Raw genomic sequence first — 22,226 nt, 5'->3', positions numbered from 1 at the left:
CGGCAGCTCCTACACAGTCATTTTTCAGATGTGAGGCCTGCATGTCTTTCGATCTCGCCGCACGCCTTGCTGCCCGTCGTGCCGAAAATCTCTATCGCCAGCGCCCGCTGCTTGAATCCCCGCAGGGGCCGGAAGTGGTGGTCGATGGCCAACCGTTGCTGGCCTTCTGCAACAACGATTACCTCGGTCTGGCCAACCACCCGCAAGTCATCGAAGCCTGGCGCGCTGGCGCTGAACGCTGGGGCGTTGGTGGCGGTGCCTCGCATTTGGTGATCGGCCACAGCGGCCCGCACCACGCCCTCGAAGAAGCCTTGGCCGACCTCACCGGTCGCCCGCGTGCGCTGCTGTTCACCACCGGTTACATGGCCAATCTCGGCGCGGTCACGGCGCTGGTCGGGCAGGGCGATACGGTGCTGGAAGACCGCCTCAATCACGCCTCGTTGCTGGATGCCGGGTTGTTGTCCGGCGCGCGTTTCAATCGCTATCTGCACAATGACGCCGAGAGTCTGGCCAAGCGCCTGGAGAAAGCCACCGGCAATACGCTGGTGGTCACCGACGGTGTGTTCAGCATGGACGGCGATTTGGCCGATTTGCCGGCTCTCGCCCGCGAAACCAAGGCCAAAGGCGCGTGGCTGATGGTCGATGACGCGCACGGCTTCGGGCCGCTCGGCGCGAATGGCGGCGGCATCGTCGAACACTTCGGTTTGAGCCAGGAGGATGTGCCGGTGTTGGTCGGCACCCTCGGCAAAGCCTTCGGCACGGCTGGCGCTTTCGTCGCCGGCAGTGAAGAACTGATCGAAAGCCTGATCCAGTTCGCTCGCCCATATATCTACACCACCAGCCAGCCACCGGCGCTGGCGTGTGCAACGCTGAAAAGTCTGGAACTGCTGCGCACTGAACACTGGCGCCGCGAGCATTTGCAGACGCTGATCCGCCAGTTCCGCCGTGGCGCCGAGCAGATCGGCCTGGAGTTGATGGACAGCTTCACGCCGATCCAGCCGATCATGATTGGCGACGCCGGGCGTGCGCTGCGCTTGTCGCAGATGTTGCGCGAGCGCGGGCTGATGGTTACTGCGATTCGTCCGCCCACCGTGCCTGCCGGCAGTGCGCGTTTGCGCGTGACCCTGACCGCTGCGCACAGCGAGGCGCAGGTGCAGCTATTGTTAGAAGGACTGGCCGATTGCTTTGCCCAACTCTCGCTGGAGCCAAGCCATGCGTGATCGCCTGATTCTGCTGCCCGGCTGGGGCCTCGGTGTGTCGCCGATGGAGCCTCTGGCCGCGGCGTTGCAAGGCCTCGATGAACATCTGAAAGTTGATATCGAGCCGCTGCCGGAACTGGATTCCAGTGACCTGCAAGACTGGCTCGACGAACTCGATGAAAGCATTCCTCAAGATGTATGGCTCGGCGGCTGGTCGCTGGGCGGCATGCTCGCATCCGAGTTGGCGGCGCGGCGTGGTGAGCATTGCTGCGGGTTACTGACATTAGCGAGCAATCCTTGTTTTGTTGCCCATGAGCAGTGGCCGAGTGCGATGGCGGGCGAGACCTTCGACGCGTTTCTCGCCGGTTGCCAGGCCGACTCGCGCACCACTCTTAAACGGTTTTCGCTGCTGTGTGCTCAGGGCGCGCAAGACCCGCGCGGCTTGTCGCGATTGCTGCTCGGCGGCGCGCCGAATACCGCGCCGTCAGCATTGATGGCCGGGCTGGAATTGCTCGCACAGATCGACACCCGCGATGCGCTGCAGGCGTTTCGCGGCCCGCAGTTGCATCTGTTTGGCGGGCAGGACGCGCTGGTGCCGGCGGAAGCAGCGGGAGAATTGTTCACTTTGTTGCCGGATATTGAAATTGGTCTGATCGAACAGGCCAGTCATGCGTTTCTTCTGGAAGACCCCCACGGACTGGCGGGCGCGATCCAGGCTTTTTTACATGAGTGCGGTGATGACTGATTTGTCTCTTGTGCTGCCTGGCGGCTTGCCTGACAAGCGTCAGGTCGCAGCCTCTTTTTCTCGTGCAGCGGCCAGTTACGACAGTGTCGCCGAGTTGCAACGTGATGTCGGTACACAGTTGATTCAGCGTTTGCCAACGGATTTTGTCCCGGCGCGCTGGCTGGATCTGGGTTGCGGCACCGGTTATTTCACCCGCGCGCTGGCTTCGCGGTTTGCCGAGGGTCACGGGCTGGCGCTGGACATTGCCGAGGGCATGCTCGATCACGCGCGGCCATTGGGCGGTGCCGAGCATTTCATCGCGGGTGATGCGGAGCGGTTGCCGTTGCAGGATTCGACCTGTGATCTGATCTTCTCCAGCCTCGCGGTGCAGTGGTGTGCGGATTTCGAGGCGGTGCTCAGCGAAGCCTTTCGCGTGCTGAAACCGGGCGGAATTTTTGCGTTTGCTAGTCTTTGTGTAGGGACGTTGTTTGAGTTGCGCGACAGCTGGCGGCAGGTCGACGGGATGGTGCACGTCAACCGCTTCCGCGAGTTTGCCCGTTATGAACAATTGTCTGCAGCGAGTGGCTTGCGCACGCTGAGTCTGCAAAATCAGGCGCATGTGCTGCATTACCCGGATGTGCGCAGCCTGATCCATGAATTGAAGGCGTTGGGTGCACACAATCTGAATCCGGGGCGACCGGGCGGTTTGACCGGGCGCGCGCGGATTCTTGGGCTGGTCGACGCTTATGAGCAGTTCCGTGAGGCGTCGGGATTGCCGGCGACTTATCAGGTGGTCTACGCCGTGTTGGAGAAACCCGTATGAGCGCAGCCTATTTCATCACCGGAACCGATACCGATGTCGGCAAGACCACGGTGGCCGCCGGGTTGCTGCACGCGGCGCGCTCGGCCGGGCTGAGCACGGCGGCGGGCAAACCGGTGGCTTCTGGCTGCGAAGTCACGCCCAAGGGGTTGCGCAACTCGGATGCGCTGGCGCTGTTGGCCGAGTGTTCCGTGCCGCTGACTTATCAACAGGTCAATCCGGTGGCGTTCGAGCCGGCGATCGCTCCGCATCTGGCGGCGCGTGAAGCGGGTGTGGCGTTGACCGTGCAATCGCTGCTGGCGCCGATGCGCGAGATTCTGGCGATGAATGCTGATTTCACTCTGATCGAAGGTGCAGGTGGCTGGCGCGTGCCGTTGGCCGATCAGGATAATTTGTCGGATCTCGCCATTGCGCTGAAGCTGCCGGTGATTCTGGTGGTCGGCGTGCGCTTGGGCTGCATCAGTCATGCGCTACTGACGGCTGAGGCGATTGCCCGGGATGGTCTGCAACTGGCGGGGTGGGTGGCGAATATCATCGATCCGAAGACGTCGCGGCTGGAGGAGAATCTGGCGACATTGGCTGAGCGGATCCCGGCGCCGTGTTTGGGCCGGGTGCCGAAACTCAAGGCGTTGAGCGCAGAGGCGGTGGCCGATCATCTGCAACTGGATTTGCTCGACTAAGTTTTTCACTATGAGCAGGCACTGTGCCATTAGTGTTTTTGACGGGTGTTTTTCTGGCGCGTCTGCTTCAATGACGGCTATTGATCCTTCCCAAGGATGAGAACCGTTATGGAAATCTCCGGTAACACAGCTTTTTATGCGGGGCTAAGCTCGATTCAGAGCGGGCAGAACCGTGTGGATCAGGCTGCCAGCCAGATCGCCAACACCACCATCGAACGTTCGGTCACCAGCCAGTCCTCGGAAGCTCAGGTTGATCGTCTGCGTGGCGTTGATCGCAGCCAGCAAATGGATCCGGGCAGCGACATGGTGCAGATGGCGCAGGGCAAATTCCAAGTGGATCTGGGCGCGAAGGTCGTCAAGGCATCCGACGAAGTGTTGGGTACGATCATCGATACGTTTGCCTGATTGCTTCTTCATCTGCCTGCTGAACGCCGCGCCTTGTCGCGGCGTTTTTCGTTGTAAGTCCTTCTCCCTCAACTAATCTTTTTTCAGCGCTCGTGGCTCGTTCGAGTCCATGGCGGTTTGCTGTGTCCGGCGTTTGAAAGCTGCGATGACGAACGGCAAAAGATCGACGCTTGACAAGATTTCGGCGTAAACGTATGTTTCAAACAACTGTTTGACCGTCACAACAAATCAACACGGTCGTTCATTCCCGGTTACATCAGCAGAGGTTTATCGCTATGCCTGACTACAAGGCCCCCTTGCGTGATATTCGCTTCGTTCGTGACGAGCTGCTCGGCTACGAAGCGCACTATCAGAGCCTTCCGGCTTGCGCAGACGCGACTCCGGACATGGTTGACGCCATTCTCGAAGAAGGCGCCAAGTTTTGTGAGCAGGTACTGGCACCGCTGAACCGCGTGGGCGACCTCGAAGGTTGCACCTGGAGCGAGTCCGGCGTGAAAACCCCGACTGGCTTCAAAGAGGCTTACAAGCAATTCGTTGAAGGCGGCTGGCCAAGCCTCGCTCACGACGTTGAGCACGGCGGCCAAGGCCTGCCGGAGTCGCTGGGTCTGGCCGTGAGCGAAATGGTGGGCGAAGCCAACTGGTCGTGGGGCATGTACCCAGGCCTGTCGCACGGCGCGATGAACACCATCTCCGAGCACGGCACGCCAGAGCAGCAAGAAGCCTATCTGACCAAACTGGTTTCCGGCGAATGGACCGGCACCATGTGCCTGACCGAACCGCACTGCGGCACCGACCTGGGCATGCTGCGCACCAAGGCCGAACCTCAGGCCGACGGTTCCTACAAGGTTTCCGGCACCAAGATCTTCATCTCGGCCGGTGAACACGACATGGCCGACAACATCGTCCACATCGTGCTGGCCCGCCTGCCGGACGCACCGGCTGGCACCAAAGGCATCTCGCTGTTCATCGTTCCAAAGTTCATGCCGAACGCTGATGGCACCGTCGGTGAGCGCAACGCAGTGACCTGCGGTTCGCTGGAACACAAGATGGGCATCCACGGCAACGCCACTTGCGTGATGAACTTCGACGGCGCCACCGGTTACCTGATCGGCCCGGCGAACAAAGGCCTGAACTGCATGTTCACCTTTATGAACACCGCACGTCTGGGTACCGCGCTGCAAGGTCTGGCCCACGCCGAAATCGGTTTCCAGGGCGGCCTGAAATACGCTCGCGATCGTCTGCAAATGCGCTCGCTGACTGGCCCGAAAGCGCCGGAAAAAGCTGCCGACCCGATCATCGTTCACCCAGACGTACGCCGCATGCTGTTGACCATGAAGGCGTTCGCCGAAGGCAACCGTGCGATGGTGTACTTCACCGCCAAACAGGTCGACATCGTCAAATACGGCGTCGATGAAGAAGAGAAGAAGAAAGCCGACGCACTGCTGGCCTTCATGACCCCGATCGCCAAGGCGTTCATGACCGAAGTCGGTTTCGAATCCGCTAACCACGGCGTACAGATCTACGGCGGCCACGGTTTCATCGCCGAGTGGGGCATGGAGCAGAACGTTCGCGACAGCCGCATTTCGATGCTGTACGAAGGCACCACCGGTATCCAGGCTCTCGACCTGCTCGGCCGTAAAGTGCTGATGACTCAAGGCGAGGCTTTGAAAGGCTTCACCAAGATCGTCCACAAGTTCTGCCAGACCAACGAAGGCAACGAAGCCGTTGCAGAATTCGTTGCACCGCTGGCGGCAATCAACAAGGAATGGGGCGAGCTGACCATGAAGGTCGGCATGGCTGCCATGAAAGATCGCGAAGAAGTAGGTGCGGCCTCCGTGGACTACCTGATGTACTCCGGTTATGCCTGCCTGGCTTACTTCTGGGCCGACATGGCACGTCTGGCAGCTGCGAAGCTGGCAGAGGGCACTGGCGACGCAGCGTTCTACACCGCCAAGCTGCAAACCGCGCGCTTCTACTTCCAGCGCATCCTGCCGCGTACCCGTACCCACGTGGCCACCATGCTGTCGGGCGCCAACAACCTGATGGACATGAAAGAAGAAGACTTCGCGCTGGGCTACTAAGCCTTAACGCAGTCTCTTGAAAAACCGCTGTACCTTCGGGTGCAGCGGTTTTTTTTTGCGCTGGATTTGTCCCCAACTCTGGGGACGTTTCCCCAGCGGAAACGGTGAGCTGAAATCGCGCGGCCCCAGCGTTTATTGATTCAAAATGTTTCACGGAAGGATGGCCAATTAATTGCACTGCGCTGATTGACCGGCGCTCACGAGAAATCCTCTGCTGTTCCACGACACCTCTCGCCCGGCGACTTCATGACAACAACCGTCAGGGTGAAGCACATGAACATCAGTCGACTTGTCTGGCTACCCCTCGCACTCGCAGCTTCCGGCGCAATGGCCGCAACGCCCGCCGAAGTGGATCCTCCGGTACCGTAAGTGCCGCGCCTGCAATCGCTGCGCGGCATGCTGCCGCCCGATCCGTCGGGGACAGAAGGCGGGCGCAAGGTCGACTTGATGACCGACTACGTGCTCAACCGCTCCGCCGCGATTCTGCTCGGTAAAGCGCTGTTCTGGGACATGGAGGTCGGCAGCGATGGCGCCACCGCGTGCGCGTCCTGCCACTACCACGCCGGCGTCGATCACCGCATCACCAACCAGGTCAACCCCGGCCAGGCGCATACCAATGCCAACGTCGCCTCGATTTTCAACAAGCCCTTTGTGGCCTCCGACATCCCCGGTGACGTAGCGTCCTACGCGACCTTGTCCGGCGGCAAGGGCGGGCCGAACTACACGCTGAAGAAAACCGACTTTCCGACTCACGTGCTAAGCAATCCACTGGATCGCAACTCGCCGATCGTTTATTCGACTGACGATGTGGTCGGCTCCCAAGGTGTATTCGACGCCAACTTCGTCAAACCCAATCAGCCACGTTTCGACAAATGCACTCAGCAGCCCGATGGCATCTTTCAAGTTGGCGGCATCAATGTGCGCCGCAGCACCGGGCGTAACGCGCCGTCGGTGATCAACGCGGCGTTCAACGTGCGCAACTTCTGGGACGGTCGGGCGAATAACGTGTTCAACGGTTTTTCACCGTTCGGCAATCGCGATCCCGATGCCGGGATTTACGTGACCGCCGAGCGCAGCACCGTAGCAAGCAAAGTCCGACTCGCGCTCAACGACGCCTCCGCCGCCTCACAAGCGGTGGGCCCGCCCGGTAGCGGGGTGGAGATGTCCTGCGGCGGTCGCACCTTCGCCGACATTGGGCGGCGCATGCTTGATCAGCTAATGCTCAAGCAGCAACGAATTTCCTCCAACGATTCAGTACTCGCTTCAGTTTCCGGCGCGCGGCGTCCGACCTACCGCGAACTGATCAAGAACGCCTTCCAGCCACGCCTGTGGAACGCCACGCAAAACGTGCTGGTGGGCGGTGCGCCGTACACGCAGATGGAGGCTAATTTCCCGCTGTTCTTCGGCCTGGCGATTCAGCTGTACGAATCCACGCTGATCTCCGATCAAGCGCCGATCGATGCCTACCTGCAGGGCGATTCAACCGCAATGAACGCGCAGCAAGTCGAAGGCATGAACCTGTTCCTCAACAAGGGCAAATGTGTGAACTGCCACGGGGGCCCGGAGCTGACCAACGCTGCCAGCCGTTTGCTGATGCACCCGCGTGAACGCATCGAGCGCATGGTCATGGCCGACAAGCTCACTACGCTCTACGACAACGGCTTCTACAACACCGGCGTGCGCCCGACCTCCGAAGACTTGGCGCTTGGCGGGTCAGATGCGTGGGGCAATCCATGGTCGTTCAGCCGTCAGTACAACAAGTTGCTGCAGGGCGGCAGCGTTGCCGATCCGCTGGACGTCGATGTCTGCACCTTTGAAGCACCGCTAAGCGCCGCGATCCCCTGCGACGCCACGCTCAAACCTAACGTCAACTTCCGCGATTCGGTCGACGGCGCCTTCAAAACCCCGACCCTGCGCAACATCGCGCTGACCGGGCCGTACTTTCACAACGGCAGCCGCTCGACGCTCAAGCAAGTGATGGAGTTCTACAACCGTGGTGGCGACCGCCGTGGTGAGGACGCCAACAACACCAGCGGTTTCGAGCACCGGTCGGCCAATCAGCACAACACCTCGAACCTCGATCCGGACATGACCAATCTCAACCTGACCCCGGATGAGATCGATGCGCTGGTGAAATTCATGGAAGTCGGCCTGACCGATCCGCGCGTGGCCTGGGAGCGGGCGCCGTTCGATCATCCATCGCTGGTCATTCCGCAGGGCCATGTCGGTGATGAAAATGCGGTAACCCAACGTCCGGCCAGTCCGAAGGTCACGACTCGCCAGGCAGCGGATGCTGCGCTCAATCTCAAGCCTTACGGTGCCGAAGGTCGCAGCCCGGCGGAGGGCCCGTTGCTGCCGTTCTACAACGATCTTTGAGGGCGATTTTCTGGGCTGGCCATCAGTAATGATGGCCAGCACGTCGATCAAGGTAAAAAACTGAGTAAATCGCTCAGAATCCCAGGCCTTCTGCCGTTAAAGAGACTGCATGTGATCTGGATCACATTGTGTGTGCTTAACTGCATGCATTGCAGGCACAATGCCATTACTTTGCCAGACGGTCGGAGCTTTACCCTTGCCGCGTTCTTCCGCTGTACGTTTCAGTCATTTCCTACCCTCACTGCTGTTGTTACTTGCGGGGTTGGCGGCTGCGTACGTCAAAGACCTCAACGTATTCTTCACTTCGCTGTTCAACGTGTTGCCGACATTGGTGCTGTTGCTGGGCGGGGCTTATTGCGCGGTTTACCGCCGCCAGCGCGAACTGTTTCTGATGCTCACGGTGTACATCGCCTACTTTCTGCTCGACACCCAGACCGACTATTACCGCGACAACGGCAAGGTGCGCGACGACGCTGCCGTTGTGTTTCATCTGGTCTGCTTGCTGCTGCCGTTGTTGTTCGGTCTGTTCGCGGCGTGGCAGGAGCGCACGCACCTGTTTCAGGACATGATCGCGCGCTTCGCTGTTTTGCTGATATTCGGCAGCGTGGCGTTGGGCCTGGAACAAAGTTATCCCCAGGCGTTACTGATCTGGCTGTCGGAGATCCGCTGGCCGGCACTGCACGGTGCATGGATGAGCCTGATCCAGCTCTCGTATCCAGTGTTCATCTCGGCATTCCTGCTGCTGGCCTGGCAATACTGGCGCAACCCGCGTCCGTTGCACGCGGCGCAATTGGTCGGTTTGCTCGGTGTGTTCTGGATGCTGCCGAAAACTTTCATCCTGCCGTTCACCCTGAACATCATGTGCAGCCAGGTGATGTTGATGATCGCCGCTGCCGTTGCGCACGAGGCTTATCAAATGGCCTTCCGCGACGAGTTGACTGGTTTGCCGGGACGCCGCGCGCTCAACGAACGCATGCAGCGCCTCGGACGCAACTATGTGCTGGCGATGAGCGACGTCGACCACTTCAAGAAATTCAACGACACCCACGGCCACGATGTCGGCGACCAAGTGTTGCGTCTGGTTGCCAGCAAGCTGTCGAAAATCAGCGGTGGCGGTAGGGCGTATCGCTATGGCGGTGAGGAATTTGCCCTGGTGTTCGCAGGCAAAACCCTTGAGGAGTGCATGCCGCACCTGGAAGTGATCCGCGAATCGATTGCGTCCTACAACATTCAACTGCGCAATCAGGAAAACCGTCCGCAGGATGATCAGCAAGGTCGTCAGCGTCGTGCCGGTTCCGGCGCGTCGAGTGTGTCGGTGACGGTGAGCATCGGCGTCGCCGAACGTCTGGAACAACGCACGCCGGAGCAAGTCCTGAAATCCGCCGACGAAGCGCTCTACAGCGCCAAAGGTGCAGGGCGAAACTGCGTCGTTGCATTCGGCCAGAACCGCCGTGGCGCGGTGCGCATGGACACCGCTGCGGGTTGAGTGATGACGGCGCATTCAGCGTCTGCACAATGATTGTCGGGCGTGGTGGTCGGCAGTAGGTTGAAGCAATCTGCTGACGGAGAAGCCACCATGCCTGAGTACAAAGCCCCGCTGCGCGACATGCGCTTTCTGATCGATCACGTCTTCGACTTCCACGCCAACTACGCCGTCCTCGGCGCGGATGACGCGAGCCCGGACATGATCAACGCGATCCTTGAAGAGGGCGCGAAGTTCTGTGAGAACGTTCTGGCACCGCTCAATCGCAGCGGTGACGAAGAGGGCTGCCATTTCGACAATGGCGTGGTGACAACGCCTACAGGCTTCAAGGAAGCTTTCGCACAATACGTCGACGGCGGCTGGCACGGTCTGGCGGCGGATCCGGTGTATGGCGGTCAAGGCCTGCCGAGTTCGCTGGGGCTGGTGATCAGCGAGATGGTCGGCTCCAGCAACACTTCGTGGGGCATGTACCCGGGCCTGACCCACGGCGCAATGTCGGCAATCCATGCTCACGGCACCGCCGAGCAAAAAGAAACCTACCTGAGCAAACTCACCGCCGGCCAATGGACGGGCACCATGTGCTTGACCGAAGCGCATTGCGGCACTGACCTGGGCATCATCAAAACCCGCGCCGTGCCGCAGGCTGACGGCAGTTACGCGGTCACCGGCAGTAAGATTTTCATCTCCGCCGGCGAGCACGACATGAGCGACAACATCATCCATCTGGTGTTGGCCAAGCTGCCGGACGCGCCGGCCGGCACCAAAGGTATTTCGTTGTTTATCGTGCCGAAATTCCTCGCCGATACCGCGGGTGAGGCGGGCGAGCGCAACGGCGTGTCCTGCGGTTCGATCGAACACAAAATGGGCATCAAGGCCTCGGCCACTTGCGTGCTCAACTTCGACGGCGCCAAGGGCTTCTTGATCGGCGAGCCGAACAAGGGCCTCAACTGCATGTTCACCATGATGAACCACGCACGGCTCGGCACCGGCATGCAGGGTCTGTGTCTGGGCGAGGCGAGTTTCCAGGGCGCGATCAAATACGCCAACGACCGCTTGCAGATGCGCTCGTTGACCGGCGCCAAAGCCCCGGACAAAGCGGCCGATCCGATCATCGTCCACCCCGATGTGCGGCGCATGTTGCTGACCATGAAAGCCTTTAACGAAGGTAACCGCGCGCTGACCTATTTCACCGCGCAACTGCTCGATACCGCGCACCTGAACAGCGATGCCGAGGCGCGTCAGGAGGCTGAAGACTTGTTGGCGTTCCTCACGCCGATCTGCAAAGCATTCATGACCGACAGCGGGCTGGAAGTGACTAACCTCGGCATGCAGATATTTGGCGGCCACGGTTTTATTCGCGAGTGGGGCATGGAGCAATTGGTGCGCGATTGCCGGATTGCGCCGATCTATGAGGGCACCAACGGCATTCAGGCGCTCGATCTGCTCGGGCGCAAGGTGCTCGGCAGTCAGGGCAAGTTGCTGCGTGGGTTTACCAAGATCGTCCACAAGTTCTGCGCGGCCAATGTTGACCATCCGCAGTTGGGCAGCTTCGTTGCGCAACTCAACGAGCTCAATCAGCAGTGGGGCGATTTGACCATGAAGGTCGGCATGGCGGCGATGAAGAACCCGGATGAAGTGGGCGCGGCGTCGGTGGATTATTTGATGTACAGCGGTTACATCATCCTTGGGTATCTGTGGTTGCGCATGGCGCTGGTGGCGCAGGCGCAACTGGAGGCGGGCGAGGGTGAGGCGGATTACCTGCGCGGGAAATTGGCGACGAGCGAGTTTTACTTTAAGCGACTGTTGCCACGTACGGCGGCGCATCGGGCGGCGATTGAGGCGGGGAGTGATTGTTTGATGAAGTTGCCTGCTGAACTGTTTTCTCTGTAGGAAAAAGCAAAAGATCGCAGCCTTCGGCAGCTCCTACAGGGAATTTGGGATTGGCGGGGCTGCGATCTTTTTTCGGTGACTAAAAATAACAAATCAGTCACTGGTTGACCCTATATGTCGCAAAAGTTGTTGAGGTACACTCGGGCTCAACGAAAACACCCTTCACGAATAACCTGTTTAGATCTTGCGAGGTTTGCCATGGCTGACTACAAAGCGCCGCTGCGCGATATGCGCTTCGTCCTCAATGAAGTGTTCGAGGTCGCCAAACTCTGGGCCGAACTGCCGGCACTGGCCGAGACCGTCGACGCCGAAACCGTTGAAGCCATTCTCGAAGAGGCCGGCAAGGTCACCAGCAAAAGCATCGCGCCACTGAGCCGTGCCGCTGACGAAGAAGGTTGCCACTGGGCCGACGGCGCCGTCACCACCCCGGCCGGTTTCCCACAGGCTTATCAGACTTACGCTGAAGGCGGTTGGGTCGGCGTTGGTGGTGATCCCGAATACGGCGGCATGGGCATGCCCAAAGCCGTGTCGGCGCAAGTCGAAGAAATGGTCAACTCCGCCAGCCTGTCATTCGGTCTGTACCCGATGTTGACCGCCGGCGCCTGCCTGTCGATCAACGCCCACGCCAGCGAAGAGCTGAAAGCCGCGTACCTGCCGAACATGTACGCCGGTGTCTGGGCCGGTTCGATGTGCCTGACCGAACCGCACGCCGGCACCGACCTGGGGATTATTCGTACAAAAGCCGAGCCTCAGGCCGACGGTTCCTACAAGGTCAGCGGCACCAAGATCTTTATCACCGGTGGCGAACACGACCTCACCGAAAACATCATTCACCTGGTGCTGGCGAAACTGCCGGACGCACCGGCGGGCCCGAAAGGTATCTCGCTGTTCCTCGTGCCGAAGTTCATGGTCAACGCCGACGGCAGCCTCGGCGCGCGCAACCCGGCGAACTGCGGTTCGATCGAACACAAAATGGGCATCCAGGCGTCCGCGACCTGCGTGATGAACTTCGACGAAGCCGTGGGTTATCTGGTCGGCGAGCCGAACAAAGGCCTCAACGCGATGTTCACCATGATGAACTACGAGCGTCTGGGCGTCGGCATCCAAGGCCTGGCGACCGGCGAGCGTTCGTATCAGAACGCCGTTGAATATGCGCGCGACCGTCTGCAAAGCCGTTCGCCAACCGGCGCGCAGAACAAAGACAAAGTTGCAGACCCGATCATCGTCCACCCGGACGTGCGGCGCATGTTGCTGACCATGAAAGCCTCCAACGAAGGCGGCCGTGCGTTCTCCACCTACGTGGCGATGCAACTCGACACCGCCAAGTTCAGCGAAGACGCCACCACCCGTAAGCGTGCGGAAGATCTGGTTGCACTGCTGACGCCGGTAGCCAAGGCGTTCCTCACCGATCTGGGTCTGGAAACCACCGTGCACGGCCAGCAGATTTTCGGCGGCCACGGCTATATCCGCGAATGGGGCCAAGAGCAATTGGTGCGCGACGTGCGCATCACCCAGATCTACGAAGGCACCAACGGCATTCAGGCACTGGATCTGGTCGGTCGCAAGATCGTCGGCAGCGGCGGCGCGTTCTACAAGCTGTTCGCTGACGAAATCCGCCACTTCACTGCCACCGCGAGCGCCGATCTGGGCGAATTCACCAAGCCACTGAACGATGCCGTCAACACCCTCGACGAGTTGACCTCGTGGGTGCTGGATCGGGCGAAAAACAACCCGAACGAAATCGGCGCGGCCTCGGTCGAATATCTGCAAGCGTTCGGCTACGTTTCCTACGCGTACATGTGGGCACTGATGGCCAAGGCCTCGCTGGGCAAAGAAGCGCAGGACGATTTCTACGCGAGCAAGCTCGGCACTGCACGCTTCTACTTCGCCCGTCTGCTGCCGCGGATTCATTCGTTGAGCGCGTCGGTGAAGGCCGGTAGCGAGTCGTTGTTCCTTTTGGATGCGGCGCAATTCTGACGATGTAACGTCATGTAAGCATTTGCTTACATGACGTGCTGCTGTTCTCCCATATGCGTGGATTGGATCCACGGCTAATCTACATTTCATGGACGTCGCGCAGGAAGCGCAAAGCAACAACACGGACACGTAGGATTCTGCCAGGGTGGCGGAGTGAAATGGATGTCAGGGAAACAGTCTGCAAAGCCCCGCTTCGGCGGGGTTTTCTTTTGCCTGCAGAAAAGTGCTCAGACCAAAGGATCGAGCGGCGGCCTGACTTCGCGCTCCATCACTTCTTCCAGCAATGTCTGCAACAGCGCCAACGGCGCCTGCTGGCGCTGCACATCGCGACAGACCAGCCCAACTTTCAGTGGCACCCGTGGTTCGCTCAGCGGTTTCCACAGCAGATTCTGATCGTCGTATTCCTTCTGCGACCGCCCGGGCAGCACCGTCGCCAGTTTGGTGTGCGGCAGACTGTCGAGAATCCCCACCATATTGTTCAGCTCGGCTTGCACCTGCGGGCGACGTCCGAGGGCGGTCAATTGCGCCTGCCAGATCTGGCGGATCTGGAATTCTTCACCCAACAGCAACATCGGCAGCTCGGCGGCCTGGCGCATCGAGACTTTCTTGAATTCGCGCAACGGATGATCCGCCGGGATCACCAGCGTCAGTTCATCTTCGTAAAGCATCACGCCATGCAAACCCGGTTGGCGCGGCGGTAGATAACTGATGCCAATATCCAGCGAGCCATTGAGCAAACGTCGCTCGATCTCCAGCCCGGTCAATTCATAAATCTGCACCACCAGATGCGGCTGTGCCTTGCGCACGCGCTCAAGCATTTGCGGCACCAGACTGGTGTGAACCGTTTGCAACACGCCGATCGCCAGCGTTCGCAGCGCCTGGCCCTTGAAGTTGCCCAACGCCTCGCGCGCCCGTTGCAAACCGTCGAGTAGCGGCAAGGCGTGGTTATACAAAGTGTGCGCGGCGAGGGTGGGCAGCAGGCGTTTGCTGCTGCGTTCGAACAGGGTGACGTCGAGGTTCTGTTCGAGCTGGCGGATCTGCTGTGACAGCGCCGGTTGCGAGATCGACAGGCGCTCCGCCGCCCGGCCGACATGGCCCTCTTCGTAGACCGCGACGAAATAACGCAGTTGTTTGAAATCCATAAGTAATGCTTATCGAAAATGCTGGAAAAACGAAATGGCCCGAAGCCGTCAGTGCGCCTAGTCTAACCGCATTCACAAGGCTTACAGGGCCAGAAAGCGCGATGAATAGCGTTCGCTTCGACAGTGTTTACATAGGCAGTTCAAAACACCTCAAACGAGGTTTTTTGCAATGAATCTGTTTAGTTTGCGGCGCCAGACGCCGAGTCTTGATGACCTCGCTTTCGAGGCCAATCCATCTGACCCTAATGAAAATCTCAGCGCCGAGCGCCTGATGCCCAGCGTCGAACGGCCACAGCAGGTGTTTGTCCGTGGTCAGGGTTCGTGGCTATGGGACAGTAACGACCGCGCTTACCTGGATTTTTCCCAAGCCGGTGGCGCCAACAGCCTCGGCCACAGCCCTTCGGCGCTGGTGAAAGCCATCAGCAGTCAGGCGCAGGCGCTGATCAATCCCGGTTTTAATCTGCACAATCGCGGCATGCTCAGCCTCGCCGAACGCCTGTGCGCCGCGACCTCCAGCGATCAGGCTTACCTGCTCAACAGCGGTAGCGAAGCCTGTGAAGCGGCGATCAAACTGGCGCGCAAATGGGGTCAACTGCATCGCGGCGGCGCGTCGCGGATCATCGTTGCGAAGCAGGGTTGTCATGGTCGAAGTCTGGCAACGATTTCCGCCTCGGACAGTTGCAACCTGCACAACCGTTTCGCGCCGCTGCTGCCGGGTTTTGATCTGGTGCCGTTCAACGACTTGCCGGCGCTGCACGCGGCGGTCGATGCGCAAACCGTGGCGATCATGCTGGAGCCGATTCAGAGCGATGCTGGCGTTATCCCGGCCACCGAGCATTACCTCAAGGGTGTCGAGCGTCTGTGCCGTGAACTGGGCATTCTGCTGATCCTCGACGAAGTGCAAACCGGCATCAGCCGCTGCGGCACGTTGCTCGCCGAACAGTCCTACGGCGTACGCGCCGATATCGTTGTGCTCGGCAAAGGGCTTGGCGGCGGTGTGCCGTTAGCGGCGCTATTGGCGCGGGGCAAGGCCTGTTGTTTCGAAGCAGGCGAACTCGGCGGCACCCATCACGGCAACGCACTGATGACAGCGGCCGGTCTGGTGGTGCTCGACAGCGTGCAAGACCGCAGCTTTCTCGAACAGATCAACGACAACGGCCAACATCTGCGCGAAGGCCTGGCCCGATTGGCGCACCGCTACGACCACGGCGAACTGCGTGGCCAAGGCCTGTTCTACGGACTGACACTGTCGGACGATTCCGCCGAAGCCGTCGTCCACGCCGCCCTGCACGAAGGCCTGCTGCTCAACGCCCCGCAAGCCAACTGCCTGCGCTTCACCCCGGCGCTCACCGTGAGCAAAACCAACATCGACGAAATGCTCCTGCGCCTCACCCGCGCATTCGCGCGCGTGCGCACCGCACAACTGCAATGCCGCAAAGGGATTGCCGTTTGAGCTGAAGCTTCCTACTCAATTTCCAGAACCGTCTCGCGGTATAACGCACGCCCCACGCCTGATTCTTTTGGCGTGGGGCGTTTTTTTTGTGGCCGGGTTTTGCAGGTGGCAATTAATGCTTGAGCGATGGAGCCGCTCATGTTTTTTAAGCTCAGCCGTTGCTACGACAAATCGAGAACCTGTCGACCAAGGAAATTGAGGAGCCAGCTCATGGGTGAAAAATTCAAAAGTGAAATTTCTGAATCGATACACGAGTCAGCCCTTGCACTGCTTGATGTCGGTGCCATCAGCAAGGCATTGATGCGGGAGTTTGATGAGTCGTGCCTCGTTGCAATTTCTGAGGCAGCTCGGCGTCAATCTGATGCAGACGCGGAAAATGCTAGTGAACCCTGACGAACGGCGCGGGTCGATTAGCTTGTATGGCTCAGGTGAGCCAACCCCCATTCAGGAGCTGCCCCATGGATTTTATTCGGATCATCATCGCTATTTTGTTGCCGCCACTGGGTGTGTTTCTGCAGGTCGGGTTTGGCGGGGCGTTCTGGTTGAACATTCTGCTGACGTTGTGCGGGTATATTCCGGGGATCGTGCATGCGGTGTATATCATCGCCAAGCGCTGAGTTCTGCGGCGCTCGATAAATAGCCTTCGCGAGCAAGCCCGCTCCCACAGTGCTTTCGGTCGGTCACAAATTTTGTGTACACCAAAGAACCTGTGGGAGCGGGCTTGCTCGCGAATAGGGCCACGCGGTTTTGAATGGGACGCGGTGATCAGTCCGCCAATCCCATCACCTGCCGATAGAACTTCCACTCCTGCTCCAGCGCATGCGCCTGATTGGTGGCGCGGCGGAAGCCGTGGCGTTCGTCGGGGTAGTAGTGGGCTTCGACCGGGATACCGTTCTGCTCCAGTGCCGTGACCATGTCGCGGGTCTGTTGCGGGACAACCACCGCGTCCAGTTCACCCTGAAAGAAAATCACCGGCACGCGGATGTTGTTTGCGTGCAACAACGGTGTACGGGCGGCGTAGCGTTCGGCGTCTTTTTCGGGATCGCCAATGAGCCAGTCCAGATAATCGCCTTCGAACTTATGCGTCGCCCGAGCCAACGCCACCGGGTCGCTGACGCCGTAGAGGCTGGCGCCAGCGCGGAACACCTGCTTAAACGCCAGCGCACACAACGTGGTGTAACCGCCTGCGCTGCCACCACGAATGAACGCCCGTTCGCCGTCAATCAAGCCTTGTTCGGCAAGATACGCGACGACCGCGCAAGCATCCTCGACATCCACCTCACCCCAGCTCAGATGCAACGCCTGACGATATTCCCGGCCATAACCGCTGCTGCCGCGATAGTTGAGATCGGCGACGGCGAAGCCGCGTTGCGTCCAGTATTGGATGCGCGGGTCGAGCATCGGATAGCAGGCCGATGTCGGGCCGCCGTGGATGAACACCACCAGCGGTGGTTTCGTCTCTCCGCTCATGGCTGGATAAAAGAACCCGTGCGCCTCACCCATTCCACTCGGGTAACGCAACGTTTGCGGACGGCTGATGCGTTCGGCAGGCAAAGGCGCGACGCCACCGGCCAGCACTTGCACTTCACGCGTTGCACGATCAATGGTGATGACCGCCGCAGGGCTGATCGGCGAGGCGGCGATGCAGTAAATAAACTGCATGTCCAAAGCCAGGTGACGGAAGCGGCTGTAGTCGCCGGTGTAATCTTCATCGCCCAAAGTCAGGCGACCAAAACCACCTTCACTCCAACTGGCTAAAACCGAGTCTTCTACAGGCAACCAGGTGCAGCCGCCCAACTGCCAAGGCGCCGGAGCATGATCGGTCGGCGCGGCAGGCAGTGGCGCCAAACCGTCAGAAGTCTCAGCCCACGGCTGCCAGAATCCACCGCGATCGGTCAGGCAATACAGCCGACCTTCAGCATCAAATCGTGGCTGTTGAATGGACTCTTCAACCTCATCGCCAGCAACGCAGCGCGGCGAACCAAAGGCGCCGTCAGCCAAGCGTTCAGCCACCATCAACCGCGTCGACGTCCACGGCTGATGCGGCCGGCTCCACTCGACCCACGCTAAACGCTGGCCATCCGGGCTGATAGTGGGCGCAGCATAAAAATCCGCGCCCTCAACCAATAAACGCCGCGCGCCGTCAGCCAGATCAATTGCCACCAACCGATGCTGATCGCGCAGTTCTTCCACCGCCAGCACCTGGCCATCGGCAAAATGCAGATCGCCGTAACGACAATCACCCGAGGTCAGCGCCTCAGGCGCTCCATCCAGCGTCTGCCGATACAACTGCTGATCCGCCTCAGCGACGAAAACCACCCCGTCCGGCGTCAGACAAAACGCACCACCGCCATATTCGTACACGCGACTGCGTACGCTGAAGCCAGCCGGCGTCAGACATTTCGCCACGCCATCGCGCCAATGCCAGATCCGGCACGCGGCATCTTCCGGACGATATTCATTCCAGAACAGCCCATTGGCGCCGAGTTGCAACTCGGCGAAGTCCATGCCGGCAGCGACGGCTTGCGAGGCGCTGAATGGCTCAGCCCTTGGCGATGAGGCGTGAGTTTCGTTCATTGCGGAAGGCCAGTTGTTCGATGGTTTGGGTGGCGGTCTCGGCTTCTTCGCGGGCCTTGAGGATCACGCCGTGGTGTTCGGATTTGCTGCACACAGGGTCGGCATTGCTCGCATCACCGGTGAGCATGAATGCCTGGCAGCGGCAGCCGCCGAAGTCTTTTTCTTTCTCGTCGCAGGAGCGGCACGGCTCGGGCATCCAGTCGTAACCGCGAAAGCGGTTGAAGCCGAACGAGTCGTACCAGATGTGTTGCATGCTGTGATCGCGCACATTGGGAAATTGCACCGGCATCTGCCGGGCGCCGTGGCAGGGCAGGGCGGTGCCGTCCGGCGTGACCGTCAGAAAGATACTGCCCCAACCGTTCATGCAGGCTTTCGGGCGCTCTTCGTAGTAATCCGGGGTGACGAAAATCAGCTTGCACGGATGCCCTTCGGCTTCCAGCTTGGCGCGGTATTCGTTGGTGATGCGCTCGGCACGCACCAGTTGCTCTTTGGTCGGCAACAGGCCGACACGATTGAGCTGCGCCCAACCATAGAACTGGCAAGTGGCGAGCTCGACGAAGTCCGCTTCGAGCGCGATGCACAGCTCGATGATGCGGTCGATCTTGTCGATGTTGTGCCGATGGGTGACGAAGTTCAGCACCATCGGATAGCCGTGGGCCTTCACCGCGCGGGCCATTTCCAGTTTCTGCGCGAAGGCTTTTTTCGAACCGGCGAGCAGGTTGTTCACTTGCTCGTCGCTGGCCTGGAAACTGATCTGGATGTGATCGAGACCAGCCTTCTTGAAGTCGCTGATTTTTTGCTCGGTCAGGCCGATGCCGGAGGTAATCAGGTTGGTGTAGAAACCCAACTGCCGTGCTTCATGAATCAACTCGGCGAGATCCTGGCGCACCAGCGGCTCGCCACCGGAAAAGCCCAGTTGCGCCGCGCCCATCTCCCGCGCCTCGCGGAAGACCTTGATCCATTGTTCTGTGCTCAGCTCTTTGCCCTGCTCGGCAAAATCCAGCGGATTGGAGCAGTACGGGCATTGCAGCGGGCAGCGGTAGGTCAGCTCGGCGAGCAGCCACAGCGGCAGGCCGATTTCAGGCTTGGCCGGCAGATCAGGCAAGTTCGATCCAGTGCTGTGCACGGGCAACCTCCATGAATTGCTCGATGTCATCACCGAGCTCAGGCACGCCGGGGAACTGCTCATCGAGTTCGGCAATGATCGCCGCAACGTCGCGTTCGCCGTCGATCAAACCGCCGATCAGCGCGGCGCTGTCGTTGAGTTTGATCATGCCTTCGGGGTAAAGCAGCACGTGACCTTTTTGCGCCGGTTCGTACTGGAAGCGGTAGCCGGGACGCCAGCTCGGTACTTTGCTGCGGTCGAAACTCATAAGGTGATTCCTTTATGCCAGACGCGTTGTTCGGTCACGCTGTGATACGGCGGGCGGTTCAGTTCGTAGGCCATGCTCATGGCATCGAGCATGCTCCAAAGAATGTCCAGTTTGAACTGGAGAATTTCCAGCATGCGCTCCTGGCCTTCGCGCGTCTTGTAGTGCTCGAGCGTGATCGCCAGACCATGCTCGACATCACGCCGTGCCTGACCGAGGCGGGTGCGGAAGTATTCGTAACCGGCCGGGTCGATCCACGGGTAATGCTGCGGCCAGCTGTCGAGGCGCGATTGGTGGATCTGCGGCGCGAACAGTTCGGTCAGCGAGCTGCTGGCGGCTTCCTGCCAACTGGCGCGACGGGCGAAGTTGACGTAGGCGTCGACGGCGAAACGCACGCCGGGCAATACCAATTCCTGGGAGCGCAGTTGATCCGGATCGAGACCGACCGCTTGACCGAGTCGCAGCCAGGCTTCGATGCCGCCGTCTTCACCGGGGGCGCCGTCGTGATCGAGTAGACGTTGAATCCATTCGCGGCGGATTTCCCGGTCGGGGCAATTGGCGAGGATCGCCGCGTCTTTCAGGGGGATGTTCACCTGATAGTAGAAGCGGTTGGCGACCCAGCCCTGAATCTGCTCGCGGGTGGCGCGGCCTTCATACATCGCCACGTGATACGGGTGGTAGATGTGGTAGTAGGCGCCTTTGGCGCGCAGGGCTGCTTCGAATTCGGTGGGGGACAGCGGGGTGTCAGTCATTGCGGTTCTCCGGGGAACAACCGTTGGAATCCTGGGTGTCTGTTCGGACGCCTTCGCGAGCAAGCCCGCTCCCACATTGGATCTGTGGCGTCCACAAAGCCCCTGTGGGAGCGGGCTTGCTCGCGAAGAGGCCGGTCGCTACAACACAATACTCATGCCATCGAACGCCACTTCAACATTACGCCGAGCCAGTTCAGCACGCTCCGGCGAATCCTCGTCGAGAATCGGGTTGGTGTTGTTGATGTGGATAAGTACTTTGCGCTGTTCAGGCAACTGCTCCAGCACTTCGAGCATGCCGCCAGGCCCGTTCTGCGCCAGATGCCCCATCTCACGACCGGTACGCGTGCCGACGCCACGGCGCTGCATTTCATCGTCATCCCACATCGTGCCGTCGACCAACAGGCAATCGCTGCTTGCCATGATCTCCAGCAACGGCGCATCGACCTTGCCCAGACCCGGCGCGTAGAACAATTTGCCGCCGGTGTTCAGGTCTTCCACGATCAAGCCGATGTTGTCGCCCGGATGCGGATCGAAGCGGTGCGGCGAGTACGGCGGCGCGGCGCTGCGCAACGGCAGCGGGGTGAAACGCAGGTTCGGGCATGCGGCCACGGTGAAGCTCTGGTCGAGTTCGATGCGGTTCCAGTCCAGCCCGCCGTTCCAATGGGTGAGCATCTTGAACAGCGGGAAACCGGTGCTGAGGTCTTCGTGAACCATGTCCGTGCACCAGACCTGATGCGGGCAGCCTTCGCGCAGGCTGAGCAGGCCGGTGGTGTGGTCGATCTGGCTGTCCATCAGGATGATTGCGCTGATGCCGGTGTCGCGCAGCGCACGGCCCGGTTGCATCGGGGCGAAGCTTTGCAGCTGCGCGCGGATGTCTGGCGAGGCGTTGCACAGCACCCAGTTCACGCCGTCATCGGAAATCGCGATGGACGATTGGGTGCGGGCCTTGGCATTCAGGCTGCCGTCGCGAAAACCTGCGCAGTTGACGCAGTTGCAGTTCCACTGCGGAAAACCGCCGCCAGCGGCCGAACCCAGAATCTGGACGAACATGAACACTCCATCATTTCAACGCGGAAAATAAAACGCCCCGGCGAGCCGAGGCGTTGCACTGCAGTTCTATGTAAGCAGAACTCAGCGGCTGGCGAAGTACATGGTGACTTCGAAGCCGATACGCAGGTCGGTGTAAGCAGGTTTTGTCCAGGACATAGGGTGTCTCCTCGGGTTGGGTGGGATAGCGCTGTCCATAGGTATAGTCCACGGCAGCGCAAAGATGTTCCAAATAGTTAGGCTGCTATGT

19 protein-coding genes and 1 pseudogene are annotated in these 22,226 nt (G+C 60.0%); 13 read left to right on the top strand and 7 right to left on the bottom strand.

Annotation, left to right across the window (positions count from 1 at the left end; all coding sequences use genetic code 11):
• Positions 1–41 precede the first annotated feature (41 nt).
• From bioF to KFS80_RS12855, 10 genes and pseudogenes are all read left to right on the top strand, one after another.
• A complete protein-coding gene (gene bioF / locus KFS80_RS12900; protein ID WP_212545007.1) occupies positions 42–1,220 on the top strand; it encodes an 8-amino-7-oxononanoate synthase in 1,179 nt (392 codons plus the stop codon).
• Positions 1,213–1,944 (top strand): alpha/beta fold hydrolase, encoded by a 732-nt coding sequence (locus tag KFS80_RS12895; protein WP_212545006.1) that lies wholly within the window; start codon positions 1,213–1,215, stop codon positions 1,942–1,944. Before bioF ends, KFS80_RS12895 begins: the two co-directional genes overlap by 8 nt.
• On the top strand, positions 1,937–2,746 hold the full coding sequence (gene bioC, locus KFS80_RS12890) for a malonyl-ACP O-methyltransferase BioC (protein WP_212545005.1): 810 nt from the start codon (positions 1,937–1,939) through the stop codon (positions 2,744–2,746). The genes KFS80_RS12895 and bioC overlap by 8 nt, the downstream gene beginning before the upstream one ends.
• Positions 2,743–3,423 carry a dethiobiotin synthase gene (gene bioD, locus KFS80_RS12885; protein WP_064388198.1) on the top strand — a complete coding sequence of 227 codons (681 nt, stop codon included), beginning with the start codon at positions 2,743–2,745 and terminating at the stop codon, positions 3,421–3,423. Before bioC ends, bioD begins: the two co-directional genes overlap by 4 nt.
• A gap of 108 nt (positions 3,424–3,531) precedes the next feature.
• A complete protein-coding gene (locus KFS80_RS12880) occupies positions 3,532–3,828 on the top strand; it encodes a hypothetical protein (protein WP_053124459.1) in 297 nt (98 codons plus the stop codon).
• Between the two features lie 275 nt (positions 3,829–4,103).
• A complete protein-coding gene (locus KFS80_RS12875; protein ID WP_212545004.1) occupies positions 4,104–5,909 on the top strand; it encodes an acyl-CoA dehydrogenase C-terminal domain-containing protein in 1,806 nt (601 codons plus the stop codon).
• A 273-nt stretch (positions 5,910–6,182) separates the two neighbouring features.
• Positions 6,183–8,285 (top strand): annotated as a pseudogene (locus KFS80_RS12870) (cytochrome-c peroxidase).
• A 196-nt stretch (positions 8,286–8,481) separates the two neighbouring features.
• A complete protein-coding gene (locus KFS80_RS12865) occupies positions 8,482–9,771 on the top strand; it encodes a GGDEF domain-containing protein (RefSeq protein WP_212545003.1) in 1,290 nt (429 codons plus the stop codon).
• A gap of 90 nt (positions 9,772–9,861) precedes the next feature.
• Complete coding sequence (locus tag KFS80_RS12860) at positions 9,862–11,658, top strand: acyl-CoA dehydrogenase C-terminal domain-containing protein (protein WP_212545002.1); 1,797 nt, start codon at positions 9,862–9,864, stop codon at positions 11,656–11,658.
• Between the two features lie 198 nt (positions 11,659–11,856).
• Positions 11,857–13,635, top strand: a complete 1,779-nt coding sequence (locus tag KFS80_RS12855) for an acyl-CoA dehydrogenase C-terminal domain-containing protein (RefSeq protein WP_159815433.1) — start codon at positions 11,857–11,859, stop codon at positions 13,633–13,635.
• Positions 13,636–13,862: 227 nt separating this feature from the next.
• Here the strand turns inward: KFS80_RS12855 and KFS80_RS12850 are convergent, their stop codons facing one another.
• The gene (locus tag KFS80_RS12850) at positions 13,863–14,777 is read right to left on the bottom strand and encodes a LysR family transcriptional regulator (RefSeq protein ID WP_212545001.1); all 915 of its coding nucleotides are present in this window, start codon (positions 14,775–14,777) and stop codon (positions 13,863–13,865) included.
• A gap of 169 nt (positions 14,778–14,946) precedes the next feature.
• Here KFS80_RS12850 and KFS80_RS12845 point away from each other — a divergent pair, with 169 nt between their 5' ends.
• The 3 genes from KFS80_RS12845 to KFS80_RS12835 all read left to right on the top strand — a co-directional run bounded on the left by KFS80_RS12845 (position 14,947) and on the right by KFS80_RS12835 (position 16,847).
• Positions 14,947–16,230, top strand: coding sequence for an aspartate aminotransferase family protein (locus KFS80_RS12845; protein ID WP_212545000.1), 1,284 nt, complete (start codon positions 14,947–14,949; stop codon positions 16,228–16,230).
• A gap of 210 nt (positions 16,231–16,440) precedes the next feature.
• Positions 16,441–16,623, top strand: coding sequence for a DNA-binding protein (locus KFS80_RS26955; RefSeq protein WP_246541830.1), 183 nt, complete (start codon positions 16,441–16,443; stop codon positions 16,621–16,623).
• Between the two features lie 65 nt (positions 16,624–16,688).
• Positions 16,689–16,847 (top strand): YqaE/Pmp3 family membrane protein, encoded by a 159-nt coding sequence (locus KFS80_RS12835; protein ID WP_003228885.1) that lies wholly within the window; start codon positions 16,689–16,691, stop codon positions 16,845–16,847.
• Positions 16,848–16,995: 148 nt separating this feature from the next.
• Here KFS80_RS12835 and KFS80_RS12830 read toward each other — a convergent pair whose 3' ends face one another.
• The 6 genes from KFS80_RS12830 to pqqA form a co-directional block, all read right to left on the bottom strand.
• A complete protein-coding gene (locus KFS80_RS12830; protein ID WP_212544999.1) occupies positions 16,996–18,807 on the bottom strand; it encodes a S9 family peptidase in 1,812 nt (603 codons plus the stop codon).
• The gene (gene pqqE, locus KFS80_RS12825; protein ID WP_212544998.1) at positions 18,773–19,933 is read right to left on the bottom strand and encodes a pyrroloquinoline quinone biosynthesis protein PqqE; all 1,161 of its coding nucleotides are present in this window, start codon (positions 19,931–19,933) and stop codon (positions 18,773–18,775) included. Before pqqE ends, KFS80_RS12830 begins: the two co-directional genes overlap by 35 nt.
• Positions 19,905–20,180, bottom strand: a complete 276-nt coding sequence (pqqD, locus tag KFS80_RS12820; RefSeq protein WP_212544997.1) for a pyrroloquinoline quinone biosynthesis peptide chaperone PqqD — start codon at positions 20,178–20,180, stop codon at positions 19,905–19,907. Before pqqD ends, pqqE begins: the two co-directional genes overlap by 29 nt.
• Positions 20,177–20,929 carry a pyrroloquinoline-quinone synthase PqqC gene (pqqC, locus tag KFS80_RS12815; RefSeq protein ID WP_003228879.1) on the bottom strand — a complete coding sequence of 251 codons (753 nt, stop codon included), beginning with the start codon at positions 20,927–20,929 and terminating at the stop codon, positions 20,177–20,179. The genes pqqD and pqqC overlap by 4 nt, the downstream gene beginning before the upstream one ends.
• A 138-nt stretch (positions 20,930–21,067) precedes the next feature.
• Positions 21,068–21,979: a pyrroloquinoline quinone biosynthesis protein PqqB gene (gene pqqB / locus KFS80_RS12810; RefSeq protein ID WP_093429954.1), complete on the bottom strand. Its 912-nt coding sequence runs from the start codon at positions 21,977–21,979 to the stop codon at positions 21,068–21,070.
• 81 nt (positions 21,980–22,060) lie between these two features.
• Positions 22,061–22,135 (bottom strand): pyrroloquinoline quinone precursor peptide PqqA, encoded by a 75-nt coding sequence (gene pqqA / locus KFS80_RS12805; RefSeq protein WP_003422658.1) that lies wholly within the window; start codon positions 22,133–22,135, stop codon positions 22,061–22,063.
• Positions 22,136–22,226: the final 91 nt, after the last annotated feature.

This window comes from Pseudomonas rustica (assembly GCF_018336155.1).
GTDB classification, from domain to species: domain Bacteria; phylum Pseudomonadota; class Gammaproteobacteria; order Pseudomonadales; family Pseudomonadaceae; genus Aquipseudomonas; species Aquipseudomonas rustica.
This window is presented reverse-complemented; position numbering and strand designations above follow the sequence as displayed.

Bases quoted from the DNA above. Each gene is read 5' to 3' on its own strand.
- bioF (WP_212545007.1), top strand. From the start codon at position 42: ATGTCTTTCGATCTCGCCGCACGCCTTGCTGCCCGTCGTGCCGAAAAT.
- KFS80_RS12895 (WP_212545006.1), top strand. From the start codon at position 1,213: ATGCGTGATCGCCTGATTCTGCTGCCCGGCTGGGGCCTCGGTGTGTCG.
- bioC (WP_212545005.1), top strand. From the start codon at position 1,937: ATGACTGATTTGTCTCTTGTGCTGCCTGGCGGCTTGCCTGACAAGCGT.
- bioD (WP_064388198.1), top strand. From the start codon at position 2,743: ATGAGCGCAGCCTATTTCATCACCGGAACCGATACCGATGTCGGCAAG.
- KFS80_RS12880 (WP_053124459.1), top strand. From the start codon at position 3,532: ATGGAAATCTCCGGTAACACAGCTTTTTATGCGGGGCTAAGCTCGATT.
- KFS80_RS12875 (WP_212545004.1), top strand. From the start codon at position 4,104: ATGCCTGACTACAAGGCCCCCTTGCGTGATATTCGCTTCGTTCGTGAC.
- KFS80_RS12860 (WP_212545002.1), top strand. From the start codon at position 9,862: ATGCCTGAGTACAAAGCCCCGCTGCGCGACATGCGCTTTCTGATCGAT.
- KFS80_RS12855 (WP_159815433.1), top strand. From the start codon at position 11,857: ATGGCTGACTACAAAGCGCCGCTGCGCGATATGCGCTTCGTCCTCAAT.
- KFS80_RS12850 (WP_212545001.1), bottom strand. From the start codon at position 14,777: ATGGATTTCAAACAACTGCGTTATTTCGTCGCGGTCTACGAAGAGGGC.
- KFS80_RS12845 (WP_212545000.1), top strand. From the start codon at position 14,947: ATGAATCTGTTTAGTTTGCGGCGCCAGACGCCGAGTCTTGATGACCTC.
- KFS80_RS26955 (WP_246541830.1), top strand. From the start codon at position 16,441: ATGGGTGAAAAATTCAAAAGTGAAATTTCTGAATCGATACACGAGTCA.
- KFS80_RS12835 (WP_003228885.1), top strand. From the start codon at position 16,689: ATGGATTTTATTCGGATCATCATCGCTATTTTGTTGCCGCCACTGGGT.
- KFS80_RS12830 (WP_212544999.1), bottom strand. From the start codon at position 18,807: ATGAACGAAACTCACGCCTCATCGCCAAGGGCTGAGCCATTCAGCGCC.
- pqqD (WP_212544997.1), bottom strand. From the start codon at position 20,180: ATGAGTTTCGACCGCAGCAAAGTACCGAGCTGGCGTCCCGGCTACCGC.
- pqqC (WP_003228879.1), bottom strand. From the start codon at position 20,929: ATGACTGACACCCCGCTGTCCCCCACCGAATTCGAAGCAGCCCTGCGC.
- pqqB (WP_093429954.1), bottom strand. From the start codon at position 21,979: ATGTTCGTCCAGATTCTGGGTTCGGCCGCTGGCGGCGGTTTTCCGCAG.